14 protein-coding genes and 2 pseudogenes are annotated in these 13,508 nt (G+C 70.8%); all 16 read right to left on the reverse strand.

Annotated features, from left to right (window positions below; genetic code table 11):
• Positions 1-63: 63 nt before the first annotated feature.
• Positions 64-174: pseudogene (locus tag QRX50_RS49900) on the reverse strand (hypothetical protein); the annotation flags it as partial.
• Between the two features lie 37 nt (positions 175-211).
• On the reverse strand, positions 212-1,189 hold the full coding sequence (locus tag QRX50_RS33915; RefSeq protein WP_285967186.1) for a polyphosphate kinase 2 family protein: 978 nt from the start codon (positions 1,187-1,189) through the stop codon (positions 212-214).
• 293 nt (positions 1,190-1,482) lie between these two features.
• Complete coding sequence (locus tag QRX50_RS33920; RefSeq protein WP_285967187.1) at positions 1,483-2,379, reverse strand: 3,4-dihydroxy-2-butanone-4-phosphate synthase; 897 nt, start codon at positions 2,377-2,379, stop codon at positions 1,483-1,485.
• A complete protein-coding gene (locus QRX50_RS33925) occupies positions 2,376-2,966 on the reverse strand; it encodes an NADPH-dependent FMN reductase (protein ID WP_285967188.1) in 591 nt (196 codons plus the stop codon). The genes QRX50_RS33920 and QRX50_RS33925 overlap by 4 nt, the downstream gene beginning before the upstream one ends.
• 11 nt (positions 2,967-2,977) lie before the next feature.
• Positions 2,978-4,306, reverse strand: coding sequence for an NtaA/DmoA family FMN-dependent monooxygenase (locus QRX50_RS33930; protein WP_285967189.1), 1,329 nt, complete (start codon positions 4,304-4,306; stop codon positions 2,978-2,980).
• Between the two features lie 117 nt (positions 4,307-4,423).
• On the reverse strand, positions 4,424-4,912 hold the full coding sequence (gene tsaA / locus QRX50_RS33935; RefSeq protein ID WP_285967190.1) for a tRNA (N6-threonylcarbamoyladenosine(37)-N6)-methyltransferase TrmO: 489 nt from the start codon (positions 4,910-4,912) through the stop codon (positions 4,424-4,426).
• A 419-nt stretch (positions 4,913-5,331) separates the two neighbouring features.
• Positions 5,332-5,562, reverse strand: a pseudogene (locus QRX50_RS49905) (alpha/beta hydrolase); the annotation flags it as partial.
• Positions 5,493-5,648 (reverse strand): hypothetical protein, encoded by a 156-nt coding sequence (locus QRX50_RS33940; RefSeq protein ID WP_285967191.1) that lies wholly within the window; start codon positions 5,646-5,648, stop codon positions 5,493-5,495. The gene QRX50_RS33940 and the pseudogene QRX50_RS49905, both read right to left, overlap by 70 nt.
• Before the next feature lie 10 nt (positions 5,649-5,658).
• On the reverse strand, positions 5,659-6,867 hold the full coding sequence (locus tag QRX50_RS33945; RefSeq protein ID WP_285967192.1) for an MFS transporter: 1,209 nt from the start codon (positions 6,865-6,867) through the stop codon (positions 5,659-5,661).
• An 80-nt stretch (positions 6,868-6,947) separates the two neighbouring features.
• Positions 6,948-7,382 carry a L,D-transpeptidase gene (locus QRX50_RS33950; RefSeq protein ID WP_285967193.1) on the reverse strand — a complete coding sequence of 145 codons (435 nt, stop codon included), beginning with the start codon at positions 7,380-7,382 and terminating at the stop codon, positions 6,948-6,950.
• Between the two features lie 63 nt (positions 7,383-7,445).
• Positions 7,446-8,006: an HD domain-containing protein gene (locus tag QRX50_RS33955; protein WP_285967194.1), complete on the reverse strand. Its 561-nt coding sequence runs from the start codon at positions 8,004-8,006 to the stop codon at positions 7,446-7,448.
• Positions 8,007-8,155: 149 nt separating this feature from the next.
• A complete protein-coding gene (locus QRX50_RS33960) occupies positions 8,156-9,037 on the reverse strand; it encodes a carbohydrate ABC transporter permease (RefSeq protein WP_285967195.1) in 882 nt (293 codons plus the stop codon).
• The gene (locus QRX50_RS33965) at positions 9,034-9,972 is read right to left on the reverse strand and encodes a carbohydrate ABC transporter permease (protein WP_285967196.1); all 939 of its coding nucleotides are present in this window, start codon (positions 9,970-9,972) and stop codon (positions 9,034-9,036) included. Before QRX50_RS33965 ends, QRX50_RS33960 begins: the two co-directional genes overlap by 4 nt.
• Position 9,973: 1 nt before the next feature.
• Positions 9,974-11,017, reverse strand: coding sequence for an ABC transporter ATP-binding protein (locus QRX50_RS33970; protein WP_285967197.1), 1,044 nt, complete (start codon positions 11,015-11,017; stop codon positions 9,974-9,976).
• Positions 11,018-11,022: 5 nt separating this feature from the next.
• Positions 11,023-12,432, reverse strand: coding sequence for an ABC transporter substrate-binding protein (locus QRX50_RS33975; protein ID WP_285967198.1), 1,410 nt, complete (start codon positions 12,430-12,432; stop codon positions 11,023-11,025).
• A 246-nt stretch (positions 12,433-12,678) separates the two neighbouring features.
• Positions 12,679-13,407 (reverse strand): FadR/GntR family transcriptional regulator, encoded by a 729-nt coding sequence (locus tag QRX50_RS33980; RefSeq protein WP_285967199.1) that lies wholly within the window; start codon positions 13,405-13,407, stop codon positions 12,679-12,681.
• Between the last annotated feature and the right edge of the window lie 101 nt (positions 13,408-13,508).

Here is a 13,508-nt window from a genome sequence, read left to right on the forward strand (position 1 = left end):
GCCGCCGTGTTTCTCCTCGGGCAGCGCGTTGGGGCCGTTCACGCTGAGCCGTTCGGCCGCCGTCGCCGACGAGAGCCCGAACTCCAGGTCGACGCCGAACGCCGAGGCCACGTCGCCGGGCGTCCGTGAGAACCAGTTGTGCTCCTTCACCGGCACGTGCTCCGGTGCGACCATTCCGCCCTCCGATCGCCGTGAGCCGAAACAGCGGCCTTCAGTGCTTCTTTTTCTTCTTCTTCTGCCGCTTCTTCTCGGCGGCGGCCGCGTACGGGTCGGCCGGCGCGCCTTCGGGTGCTTCGTTTTCCAGCTCCGCGCGTGCGACGAGGAGGTCGTCGCGCCGCTCGTCGCTCACCGTGGGGTACTGGGGGTCGATGTCGATCAGGGTGTGCGCCAGGACGGCGGCCGCGCACGTGCGGGCGAACCATTTGCGGTCGGCCGGGATCACGTACCACGGGGCCCACTCCGTGCTGGTCGCCGAGAGCACCTTGGAGAACGCGCGCTGGTAGTCGTCCCAGAACCGGCGTTCGCGGGCGTCGGCCGCGGAGAACTTCCAGTTGCGGTCGGGCCGGTCGATCCGCCTGAGGAACCGGGCGCGCTGTTCTTCCTTCGAGAGATTGAGGAACAGCTTCACGATCTTGAACCCGTTGTCGGTCAGATAGTGTTCCCAGTCGTTGATCTCGCGGAACCGGCGCGCCCACACGTGCCCGCGCCGGGCCGACGCGGGCAGCCGCTGGTGGTCCAGGTGCTCCGGGTGCACGCGCACCACGAGCACCTCCTCGTAGTGCGACCGGTTGAAGATCCCGATGTCCCCGCGCGCGGGGAGCCGGCGCGCGTAGCGCCACAGGTAGTCGTGGTCCAGCTCCTCGGACGAGGGCACCTTGAACCCGCTCACCCGCACGCCCTGCGGGTTCACGCCGCTCATCACGTGCCGGATCGTGCCGTCCTTGCCCCCGGCGTCCAATGCCTGCAGGCAGACCAGCACGCCGTAGGTGTTCTGGGCGGCCAGGCGCCGCTGGTAGTCCGCCAGCAGGGTGACTCCCGCCGCGAGCAGCTCGCGGCCGTCCTTCTTGCGCAGCACGTCACCTCGGTAGGCCGGGTCGAAGTCCCGGGAGAGACGGACCTTCGACCCCGGCTCGACGCGCAGCGGCCTGATGAACTCCGCGATCCGCTCGGCCCGCTTATCGCCCGCCATGGTTCAGTCCTCTTCGCACCGACCAGGGTCCCTTCCCCCGGCGACGCCTGAACCTTTCAACCACGGCGGGTTTCCCCATCACCTGCTGAGGGCGAGATATCCCGCCGGCCCGCGCACCGCCCGCCTCACCGGCAGCGCGGGCGCGGGCAGCGGCGGACCGGTGCGCCCGGCCACCCGGCGGTGGCGCCGTCCGACGCGCGCGGCCTCACCCGTTTCGGGTGAGGCGCGCGGCGCGAACCCGGTTTCGCGGCACGGTTCCCGGCCGGAAGTCCACAGTGGAACACCGGATGCGGTCAGTCGTCCACACCGAGGTCGCGCAGGATCTGGCCCGCCACGTGGTCCGTCCGGCCGTCCGGCACCCGGTGACCGGTGAGCGTGGACCACAGTGATCGGCGGCCGCGGACGTAGACCAGCACGCCCGATCCGGCGCGGGTGATCTCGTCGAGCGAATCGCGCACGGCCTGCGCGCACCCGCAGTGCCGGGCGCCGAAGGCGTCGCCGGCAGGGCACTCCATGTGGACGCGCACCACCGAGCCGCGCCCCGGTTCGCCGTGCACGAGGGCGACGTGCTCCCCGCCGTCGACGAGGTCGCGGTACCCGAGCGCCCGGAAACCGCCGTACGCCAAGGGAAGCCGCGCATCCGCGGCGCGTTCGACGAGCCGTTCGCGCGCCCGCCGGTACGCCGCCACTTCGCTGACGGTCACCCATAGCAGGCCGTCGGCCGCGGCATCGAGCTCCACGAAGGCCGCGACGGGTTCGCGGCCCGCGATCCGGGCCAGGTCCACGGCCGCCTCGGCGAGGCCGGGGCGTTCGAGCACGCCGAGCTCGCGGGTGCGGGTGGGGAACACGGGCCCCGGCACGCGGAAGTCCTCGCGCCGCGTCGCGGGATCGGCCAGCGCGCGCAGTGTGCGGGCCGGCGACCCGTGCCCCACCCCGACGTGGACGTCGGAGCCGGGCACCATCGCCGGGATCCGCAGCCGGTCGAGCCACGTGCCGGGCAGCGCGCAGCCGACCGGCCCGCCGTGGGCGGCCAGGAACCGCGCCGTCTCGCCGGTCACGAGCCCGGCGGCGGCGACCAGCGCCGCCCCCGCTTCGCCCGCGACCAGCACGATCTCTCCCCGGGCCAAGGCCGCGGCGGCGTCCGTGACGCCGCTCGCCGCGACCAGCTCCCGGGCCGGTGACAGTGTCACGCGGCACTCCACAGCCGCGCGAACCCGCACACCTGCCGGCCCACCGTGGCCAGCTGGTCGCCGACCTTCGCGTCGGCGATCCCGCCCGCAGCGTCGAACGGCTTGGTCGCCGAGTTCACCACGACCCCCAGCGGCGTCGGCCAGCCCCGCAAGGCGTGGACCGTCGAGCGCAGTGACGTCAGCGTGGTGACCCCGGCCTGCCAGCCGCCCGTCGCGACGACGCAGCCCACGGCCTTCCCGTCGAGGTAGGGCACCGGGTCGTCGGCGAGTTCCTGCAGGTGGTCGAGCGCGTTCTTGAGCAGCCCGGAGATCCCGCCGTGGTAGCCGGGCACGGACAGCACGAGGGCGTCGGCGCGCCGGACGGCTTCGAGCAGCCGCACGGCCTCGCCGGTCAGCGGGGCCACACCCGGGTCGTACATCGGCAATGTCAGCTCCGCGGCGGTGATCAGCTCGGTCTCGGCGCCCTCGGCCTCGGCCGCCGCGAGCGCGTGCCGCAGCGCGCGCTCCGACGTCGAACCCGGCCGCAGCGTGCCGCCGATTCCCAGCACGCGCACGGGGTCTCCCCCGGTGATCGGGACAACGGTCATGATCGGCTCCTTCAGCCGGCCGGGACGAGCGCCGGGGCGGGCAGGCCCAGGCTCTCGCGCAGGGTGTCGTGCTCGTAGTCGGTGTGGAACAGGCCGCGCCGCTGCAGCTCCGGCACCAGCATCTCGACGGCGTCGTGCACGCCCGAGGGCAGCATGTCGACCATGAGCGTGAAGCCGTCGGCCGCACCGGCCAGCAGGCGTTCCTGCATCTGGTCGGCGACCTGCTCCGCGGTGCCGACGACCTGGTGGTGGCCGCCGCCGTAGCTGCCGATGAGCTCGCGGACGGTCAGGTCCTCCTTCACCGCGAGGCTCACGATGCTGCGGCGGAAGCCGATCGAGCCGGTGAACTCCGCGTCGGGACCGCGCAGGTGGGCGGGGAACTTCTCGTCGAGCTTGAGCACCTCGACCGGCAGGCCGACGCGCTTGGACAGCTTCTTGATGTTCGCGGTGACGCCGAAGACCTCGTCCATCAGCTGCTTGCGCTCCTGCGCGTCCTTCTCGGTGGCGCCGAGGACCACGGACATGTCGGGAAGGATCTTGATGCTGTCGGGATGGCGGCCGTATTCGGCGGCGCGGCGGCGCATGTCGTCGCGGAACGCGACGGCATCTTCGAGCACGTGCTGGGCGGTGAACACCACGTCGGCGTACTTGGCGGCCTGGTCGCGGCCGCGGTCGGACGAGCCGGCCTGGAAGATCACCGGACCGCCCTGCGGCGAGCGCGCGAACGGCATCGGGCCCTTCACCGAGAAGTACTCGCCGACGTGGTTGATCTCGTGCACGCGGTCGGGATCGGCGAACACGCCGGCCTCCTTGTCACCGACGAGCGCGCCCTCCTCCCAGCTGTCCCACAGCTTGAGCACCACGTCGATGAACTCGTCGGCGCGCGCATAGCGCTCCGCGTGGTCGGGGTGGCTGCCGCCGCCGAACATCTCGATCACGGTGGGGTTCGGCGTGGCGATGGAGTTCCAGCCGACGCGGCCCTGGCTGAGGTGGTCCAGCGTCGCGAAGCGCCGCGCCAGGTCGTAGGGCTGGTTGTAGGTGGTCGACGCGGTGCCGACCAGGCCGATCCTGTCGGTGATCCCGGCCATCAGCGACAGCACGGTGACGGTGTCGAGCGCGCCGCACGGGCGCTCGGTGCCGACCTCCTGGTTGGTCATCTGCTCGGCGAGGAAGATCGCGTGCAGCTTCCCGGCCTCGGCGGTGCGGGCGATGTCCTTGTACAGCCCGGGGGTCAGGTGGTCACCGGCATCGCCTTCGCGTGCCATCCACGCGCCGGTGTGCATGCCGAGGCCGTGCATCAGCGCGGCCGTCAGGATCATGGAGGGAGTGCCGGCGTCCACTGGGGTCTCCTTGGCGTCGTCGGGGATCAGGGCCGCGATCGACGCTAGGTTCGCTCCGCGGCCACGACCAGCGGCGTTCTGTGAGGGGATTCCTTAGCGCGGCTAACACCTCCCCCGTCAGCCCGGCGTCGCGAGATCCTCCGGGGTGGTGCCCTCGGCGACCGTGACGTCGTCGAACCAGCCGCAGCCAGGGTCGCCGGGCGGGCGGTCGAAGGCGGTGACATAGGGCATGAGGTCGAGGATCGGCGTGCCGTCGAGCAGATCGACACCCGCGAAGCGCACCGTGTTCCCGATGACCTCCACGATCCGAACGAGGCTCAGCCCGATCGGATTCGGCCGCCGCGGCCCACGCATCGCGAAGATGCCCATGAGCCGTTGCGCGCGGCGCAGCAGGTAGGGCACCTGGGTGAGGCTGGCCAGGGGCCGGTCCGGGCGGTCGAGCCAGCTCGGCAGCCAGGCGTAGCCGAAGCCGGCCAGCCCGTCGAGACCTTCGACGTACTCCGCGGCGAGCTCGAGCACGCCCTCCTCACCGCGGTTGGCGCCGGCCTGCACGGGCGTGCGCTCGAGTTCCGTGCGGGCAGTGCGGACGTACCCGATGACGGGCAAGGGACATTCCATTCAGGACAGCTCCACTGTGGACAGTTTGGCGAGGGCGCCGACCAGTGCGGGCCACGCCGGTCCGTCCGCCACGACGACGTCCAGGTGCCCGGCGCCGGGAACCAGCACCAGCTCCGCGCCGGTAGCGGCGGCGTAGTCGCGAGACAGCTGCGTGGGCAGGGCGGTTTCGAGCTCGCCGGGGAAGAGGACGACGGGCCCGGGCGGTGTGCCGAGGCGGCGGGGTCGGACTCGGCGTAGCGCTCCGGCACGTCCTGCGGTCCGCCACTCAGCAGCCGGTCGACGGGACCTTCGGGGTCACGGCGGTGGGCGTCGGCCAGCGCGGCCACCGGGGCGAGCGCGACGACCCCGGGCGCGCCGGGCCGGTGGGCGGCCCACGGCGCGAGCGTGCCGCCGGCCGAGTGTCCCAGCACCACCACTCGCGCCGGGTCGATCCGGCCCGGCGCCTCGCCCTCGATCAAGCCCGGCAGGGTGTCCACGGCGAGAGCGGTGTCGGCGAAAGTCTCGGGCGCGCCGCCGCCGCCACCGGGCCGGCGGTACTCCACATTGGCGACGGCGAACCCGTGGCGCGTCAACGCCCGAGCCGGCGGTTCGAGGTATCCGCGGTCGACGTCGAGCCGCCAGGATCCACCGTGCAGCAGGAGAACGAGGGGTGCGGGAGCGGTCGCGGGAAAAACACGTCGGCGAGCTGGTCGGTTTCCGGCCCGTACCGCACGGTGAGGTCCATGCCGGCCAGCCTAGCGAGCGTCCGGCTCCAGCTTCCCCAGTTTCGGGACCAGCACGAGCGAAGCGAGCACCAGGCAGCCACCCACCAGTATCGGCGTGCGGACGCCCGCCGCGGTACCGAGGACACCGCCCAGTGCCGCGCCGAGCGGGATGCCACCCCAGCCGATGAGGCGGTAGGCGCTGCTCACACGCCCACGCAGCTCACGCGGGACCAGGCGCTGGCGCACCGACACGGCCTGCACGTTCCAGACGACGATCCCGAAACTGCCCAGCGCGTACATCCCGCCCACGAGCACCACGGACGTCGCGAACGAAGTCACCACCAGGGCGCCGCCGATGGCCGCGATGGCGAGACCGATGCGCGCACCGAGCGGCAACCGGCGCTTCAGCGACCCTGCGACAAACGACCCCAGCACGCCACCTGCGGCGCCCGCCGCGAGGACCAAGCCGTAGGCGAACTCCGGCGCGTGCAACGTCCCGACGACGAGCAGCACCAGCACCGAGGTCGCCAGCTGCACCGCCAGCGCGGCAATTCCGAGTTCGACCGCGAGCAGCCGCAGCCCGTGGTGACCCCAGAGCCAGCGCAGGCCTTCGGCGATCTCCGCGCGCATCGAACGGCCGGAACGGGCCGGCACCGCGGGCCGCGCCCGGACGAACCACATCAGCAGAGCCGCCACCGCGAACGACGCGGCGTCCACCACCAGCGGCGCCCCAGCCGAAGCAGCGAACAGCGCGGCCCCCAGCGGCGGCCCGACGAACTGCAGCCCGATCACCTGACTGCCCTGCAGGCGGCCGTTCGCCGCGTCAAGCCTTGCGGGCGCCACGATATCGGGCAACATCGCTGTGGACGCGTTGTCGAACACCGTCTCCGCGCACCCCAGCGCGAACGCCAGCACCACCAGCACCCCGACCGGCGGCGTCGCGAGGAAAACCCACCCCGCGGCCGCCGCCACGAGGACGGCGCGGACCGCGTCCGTGCGCCACATCAGCGTCCGGCGGTCGTGGCGATCGGCCAGCGCGCCGCCGAACAACGAGAACACCAGCCACGGCAGCGACCCGGCCGCCGCGACCGCACTCACGGCTCCCGCCGTCGGCGAAACGGCCACCGCGAGCAGCGGCAGCACCGCGACCCGCACGCCGTCGCCCACCACGGACACCGACGCCGCCGCCCAGACGCGCGCGAAGTCCGGGCCCAGCCGTTCCCCCTGCCCCACCGTCACCCGGCCATCCTGCCAGCACCGGGGTCCAGACCACCACGACCGCGCGGGGCGGGAACCTCCCCACCCCGCGACCGTCTGCCCTACTTCACCACCTGGACCACGTCACCCGGGTGGAGTGCGTTGTAGAACGCCACCGCGTCGGCGTGGGAGAGGTGGACGCAGCCGTGCGACTGCACCTTCAGGCTGCCCTGGTGGAACGCCACCCCGGTGGTCGTGAAGAAGACCGAGTACGGCATGGGCCCGTTGAACTGCTTGCTGTAGTGGTCGATGTCCTTGTACTGCACGTGGAACGTGCCGGCCGGCGTCGGGTACGCGGGTTTGCCCACCGTGATGGGGACACCGCCGCGCACGACGTTTCCGTTGTCCATCAGCCAGGCCGTGCCGGTGTGCAGCTGCACGCAGGCTTTCGCCTGGGCGCTGCACGGCGCGGTGGCCGCGTTCGCGCCGTCGGCGAACCCGATCGTGGCCGCGACCGCCGCCGCGCCCGCCAAGGCTGCCGTGATCCTCCACTTCATCGTTCTGCCTCCCGTCAGTCACAGGAAGAATTCCCCGGCCGGCGAGTTTCCAACCAACCGTGATCAGAGAGTGCGCCAGGACAACGGCGACAGCGCCAAAGCCGCAGCGGCGACACGGCGGGCCGTCTCCGTGAACAGGCCGGTGGACGCCGAGTCGATCCACTCGTCTACTGTGGACACGCCCGCGGAGCGGTATTCCAAGGCCTGCAGCAGCATTTCCAGCTTGTCGGCGTCCTTCGCGCAACGCGCCTCAGTGGACTGCCGCGCCTCGTACTCGTCGACAGCCTCGCGCACCACCGCCCGCGAACGCGACGGCAACGCCGCCGTCTGGTCCGCCGTGATCGCCCGCGGGTCCGGCTTCACCAGGTACGGCCCGGCCGAATGCGGCAGATCACCCGTACGGGTCTCCTGCGTGTCGTGCCAGATCGCCAGAAACGCCGCGCGCTCGGGCGACGCGCCTTCCTCCGCGGCCAGTAGCGCCGCGAGCTGCGCGGCCCGCACGCTGTGCTCGGCCACCGACTCAGGGTCGCGCACGCCGGCCTGCCACCAGCCACTGCGGCGGACGCGCTTGAGCACCCCCAGTTCGTAACCGAACGCGGCCAGCGCGGCGGGCTCGTCAGCCATGTCTGCGTACTCCCCGGGTCGGTGATCTCCGGCGCCCAGCCTAGGCGGCCGTCGACCTCGAAGCATCGACGCAGTCAGGTTCCCGAGACGTTGCGCGGCCCCCGAGGTCAATCCGGTGGCCGTACTGGGTCAGGAAGCCAGTCCGCTGCTCATTCCTTGACCGCGCCCATCGTGAAACCGGCGACGAACCGGTCCAGGAACCAGGTGAACACCAGTGCGATCGGCACGGCCACCAGCACGGTGGCGCCCTGCAACGACTGCCAGAAGAACACGTCACCGCGCACCAGCTGGGTCGGCACCCCGATGCTCACCGACATCTGGTCCGTCGGGGCGACGAAGGCGAGCGCGTAGATGAACTCACTCGCCGTCAGGGTGAATGCGAACACGACCACCGCGATGATGCCGGGGTACGCCAGTGGCAGGACGGCCCGCACGAACGCACCCACCCGGCTGTAGCCGTCGACCATGGCCTGTTCCTCGATGTCCTTCGGGATGTTCTTGAGGAATCCCATGAGCAGCCAGACCGAGACCGGGATGGTGATGGTCGGGTAGATCAGGACCAGCGACCACGTCGAGTCCTGGAGCCCGACCGCCACCACGATCCGCGACAAGGCGAGGAACAGCAGGCTGGGCGGCACGAGGTAAACGAGGAAGATACCGATCGCCATGGGCCCGGACCACGGTCGATCCAGCCGGGCCAGCGCGTACGCGGCGGGGAGGCCGAGTGCGAGCGTGATCAGCACGACGAGGACCCCGACCAGCAGGGTGTTGGCCACGAAGGTCAGGAATTCGGTGTCGGTGAACAGGTAGCCGACGTGGTCCGAGGTGGGCGGCCGGTTGAACACGAACGGGTTGTTCTGGGGGTTGTACAGGTCCCGGTTCTGCTTGAACGCCGTGATCAGGCTCCACAGGAAGGGCGCCGCGCAGATCAGCGCCGCCACGATCGCCGTCAGGTACAGGCCCACCCGGGCGAGCACGTGGCGCCTGGCGTATCGCTGCCGCAGCCGTCCGGCTTCCTCGGCGGTGGTCATCGCACCTCGATCCGGCGCACCGCGCGCAGGATGAGCACCGCCGCGGCGAGCAACAGCGGGAACAGGAACAGCGCGATGACGGCGCCCTGGGCGACGTCGCCGCCGTCGATGCCGCGATAAAAGGCCCAGCTGGCGAGCACCTGCGTGGCGTCGTTCGGGCCACCGCGGGTGAGCACGCGGACCACCGCCATGTCGGTGAACGTGAAGATCGCACCGAACAGCGCGGCGACCGCCGCCACCGGGAGGACCAGCGGGATGGTGATCTCGAACATCCGGCGCCAGTACCCGGCTCCGTCGACCCGCGCGGCCTCGTCGATGTCCTTCGGAATGGCCATCAGCCCGGCCATCATGATCACCGCGGCGAGCGGGGTCAGCCGCCAGACATGGACCACGATCACCGAGGCCATCGACAGGCCGGGCTGGCCGAGCCAGTACATGTTCTCCGCCGGACCGAGCGCGCCGAACTGCCGCAGCATCCAGTCGATCGGCGAGTAGATGGAATCGAGCAGCCAGAGCCACGAGATCGAAGACAGGGCCACCGGCGTCGTCCACGCCAGCAGGACCAGGAAGCGGACGAGCCACTTGCCACGGAAGTCCGCGATGAGGATGTTGGCGAGCACCTTGCCCAGCACCACGATCAGGACCATCGAAATGAGGGTGAACACGAACGTGTTGCCCAGCGCCCGCCAGAACACGGGGTCGTGGAAGACCCGCTCGAAGTTGCGGAAGCCGACGAAATCGTAGGAGGGGTCCCCTGCCGTCACGTCCGAGAACGCGAACGCGATGGCGAGCACGAACGGAACGCCGACCAGCGCGGCGATGTAGACGATGCTGGGCAGCAGGAAACCCCACGCCAGCAGGCCGTCGCGATCCGCCAGCCGGCGCCGCGCCGGCGCGGTCGCGGGACTGGTGACGGTGTCGGTGGCGGTGGCCATCTCACCCACCGTCCAGGCGGACCGGCTCGGAGCGTTGCCCGCTCTGCGTGTCGAAGAACCGCAAGCGCGCGCCGGGCACGGCGAATTCGTGCGTCTCGCCCGTCGCGATCGCGGTGTCCACTGTGGCCGGAAGCCGGGCGACTACCCTGGTGCGCTCGCCGATCCGCGACACCGTGCCGTACACGTGCCGGTCGCCAGAGAGGTATTCGAGCCGCTCAACGGCCAGCGGCATCGTGACACCCTCGCCGGCGGGGACGTTCTCGACCGGCAGCAGGTGCTCGGGGCGGAACCCGACCAGCTTGCCGTCGTGCGGGATCAGGTTCATCGGTGGGGAGCCGAGGAAGGTCGCCACGAACGTGTCGGCCGGGTCGTCGTAGACCTCCACCGGCGGGCCGGCCTGGTGGACCTGGCCCGCGTTGAGCACGGCGATCCGGTCGCCCAGGCCCATGGCCTCGGCCTGGTCGTGAGTCACGTAGATCGTCGTGGTTCCCACTTCCTGCTGGAACCGCTTGAGCTCGTCCCGGGCGCTGGCGCGCAGTTTCGCGTCCAAATTGGACAACGGCTCGTCGAGGAGGAACACCTGGGGGTCGCGGACCAGCGCCCGCGCGAGCGCCACCCGCTGCCGTTCACCACCGGAGAGCTGTCGAGGTTTGCGGTCCAGCAGCAGCTCGAGACCCAGGAGCTCGGCCGCCCAGCGGGCCTTGCGCTCGCGTTCCTCCCTGGCCATGCCCACAGCCCGGAGCGGGAACACGATGTTGGCCAGCACGGTCTTGTGCGGGTAGAGCGCGTAACTCTGGAACACCATCGCGATCTGGCGCGCCCGAGGCGGCAGCCCGGTCACCACGTGCCCGCCGATCAGCACATCGCCGCTGGTCGGCTGTTCCAGCCCGGCGATGGTGCGCAACAGGGTCGTCTTGCCGCAGCCCGACGGCCCCAGCAGCACCAGGTACTCCCCGGCCGCGGCGGCCAGACTCACCCGGTCGATGGCGGGCACCCGCCCGCCGTCGAACCGCTTGACCAGGTCGCGAACCTCGACGACCGCCATCGCACTCAGCCGCCGACGAGACCGGCGGCACGCCACTTGGCGAAGACGGCGTTGATCTGTCCCTCCGCCTCGGCGACTGATTGTTGCGGGGTGGCTTCGCCGCGTACCGCCCTGGCGAACATGTTGGGGATGACGAAGGTGCTGAACACCTCTCCGATGGCCGTGCTGGCCGGCCCCGGATGGCCGATGTTGGCGCTCCACGGGATGGCGTCGGCGAGCAGCTTCAGTTTGTCCGGCGGCCGGGAGCCGAACGGGTCGTTCGCGAGCCAGTTCGGCAGCTCGGGGGTCAGCTTGGACCAAGCCGAGAAGTCGTACAGCTTCGACTGGTAGGTCGCCGAGGCGAAATTGGCGGTGTAGTGCAGCAGGAACTCCTTCGCCGCCGGCACCCCGGTGGCGTGCTGCGGGATGATCCAGTTGTACAGAACGTGCTGCGCGGCCAGCGCGGTCTCCGGGCCGCGCAACGCCGGGACGAAGAACGTGTCATCGGCGACGGTCGGGTTCGACCCGGCGGCGGTCCGCCAGGCGGAGATCGAGTTGACGATGTAGGACATCTTGCCGGCGACGAGGCCCTGGTTGTTGCTCGCGGCGTTCCAGGAGAACACCTCGGGCGTCATCGCCTGCTGGTAGAGCTTCGTCATGTACTCCACGGCAGCGATCGTTTCCGGCGAGTTGATCGTGACGCGCTCGTTCGCATCCTGCTCGGACGCCCCGAAGGACCACATCAAGGCTCGCAGCACCATGTTGGAGTCGATCTCCTGAGACATGCCGAGGCCGAGCGGGACACCCTTGCTGTTCTTGATCTGCGCCGCGCCCGTGAGGAGCTCGTCCCACGTGGTGGGGCCGTTCGGCATGCCGACGGCCTCCCACAGCGACCTGCGGTAGTTGCCCGGGTCGGGTACCCAGCCCGGTGAGTACGCGTAGAACTTGCCGGTGGCGGGGTTGAGGCTGGACTTCTCGCACAGCGGGAGCTGCCGTCCCCAGCGCCCGGTCGCTTCGCTGACCAGATCCCGCTGGTCGAGCACGCTCGGCTCGAACTGCGACAGCGTCGCGATGTACTGAATGAGGTCGTGGCCCTGGCGAGCCTGGATCTCGGCCGCGATCCGGGTGGGAATCTGCGCCTGGTCGATGTGGTCGACGGTCACGTTGACACCGACCCGGGAACCCCAGTCCCGCGCGAACCGGTCGAACCACACGTCATGGTTCGGCACGAAGTGGCTCCAGAGAAGGATTTTCAGGTCACCGGACAGCTTTGTGGACGGTTCGCTGAAGGTCTCCTGCGGGGCCTGGACACCGGTGGTTTCCCCGGTGTCCTCCTCGGAGGCGCAGGCGCCCAGCGCCACCGAGCCCAAGGTGATGGCGGCGGCCGCGCGCAGCACGTCCCGCCTGCTGTGTTGTGAAGTGAGGAAGTCGCTCATCACCGACTCCTCCCTCTCGGGAAAATGTGGCAAATCAGTGTAGTCGATGTCGGGCACAGTGGCAGCTCGAGCACAGCGGCAGTTTGAATGGAACCATGGAGCCACCTACGGCGGCGATCACGCGCAAGACAGCGCAACGTCGTCGGACGTTGCTTCAAACCACCTCGAACCGTTCCACGACCCGGCCACCCACTGCACCCAACGCGCCGCCTGCTACCAGGCCCCCATCGCCGCGGCAGCGCAGCGTCAGGGGTTGAGCACCCGGTCGGTGTAGAAGCGTGTGATGTGCTCGGCCACGAGCTCGGCCGCGCGGTCACCGTCTCCCGCCTCGATGGCACGCAGGATCGCCTCGTGCTCGGCCACCAGGTCGGCCGCGACCGCCCGCCAGTCGGGCAGGCGCGCGAACGCCGCCGCCATCTCCGACTCGACGGCGCCCCGCAGCGCCTGCATGAGGTCGGTGGCCAGCGCGTTGCCCGAGATCCGGGCGATGCTCACGTGGAACTCGGTGTCCAGCGCGTTGAACTGCTGGTACTCCTGGTCCGCCGCGCGCATGCCCTCGACCAGCTCGGCGAGCCTCGCCACGTCCTCGGGTGTGCGGGTCGCCGCCGCGCCCCGGGCGGCGTTGCGTTCGAGCTGCACGCGCGTCTCGACCAGATCGGCCAGGCTGATCCGCGCGAGCGCGAGGTGCAGCCGCAGCAGGTTGGTCAGCGCCGGGGTCGACCGGGCCGTGACGACCGAACCCGCGTCGGCGCCCGAACCCGTGCGGGCTTCGATGATCCCCATGGCTTCGAGCGCGCGCAGGGCTTCGCGGACGCTGGTCCGGCTCACTCCCAGCGCGCTCACGAGCTCGCGTTCGCTGGGGAGCTTCTCCCCCGCGCGCAGGCTGCCGTCGAGGATCTTCTCCTCGATCTGCGCCAGGACCTGTTCGTGCATCCGCACGCGGCGCACCGGCTCCCAGGCCGCCTCGGTCGTCATGACCGGTTCCCCGGCGTCATTCGCCGCGTCGTTTCCGGCATCACTGTGGTCACGCTCCTCCTCGGGTTCGTGCGACCCGCTCAAGGATGGACGCGGCGAGA

This window comes from Amycolatopsis sp. 2-15 (genome assembly GCF_030285625.1).
Lineage (GTDB): Bacteria > Actinomycetota > Actinomycetes > Mycobacteriales > Pseudonocardiaceae > Amycolatopsis > Amycolatopsis carbonis.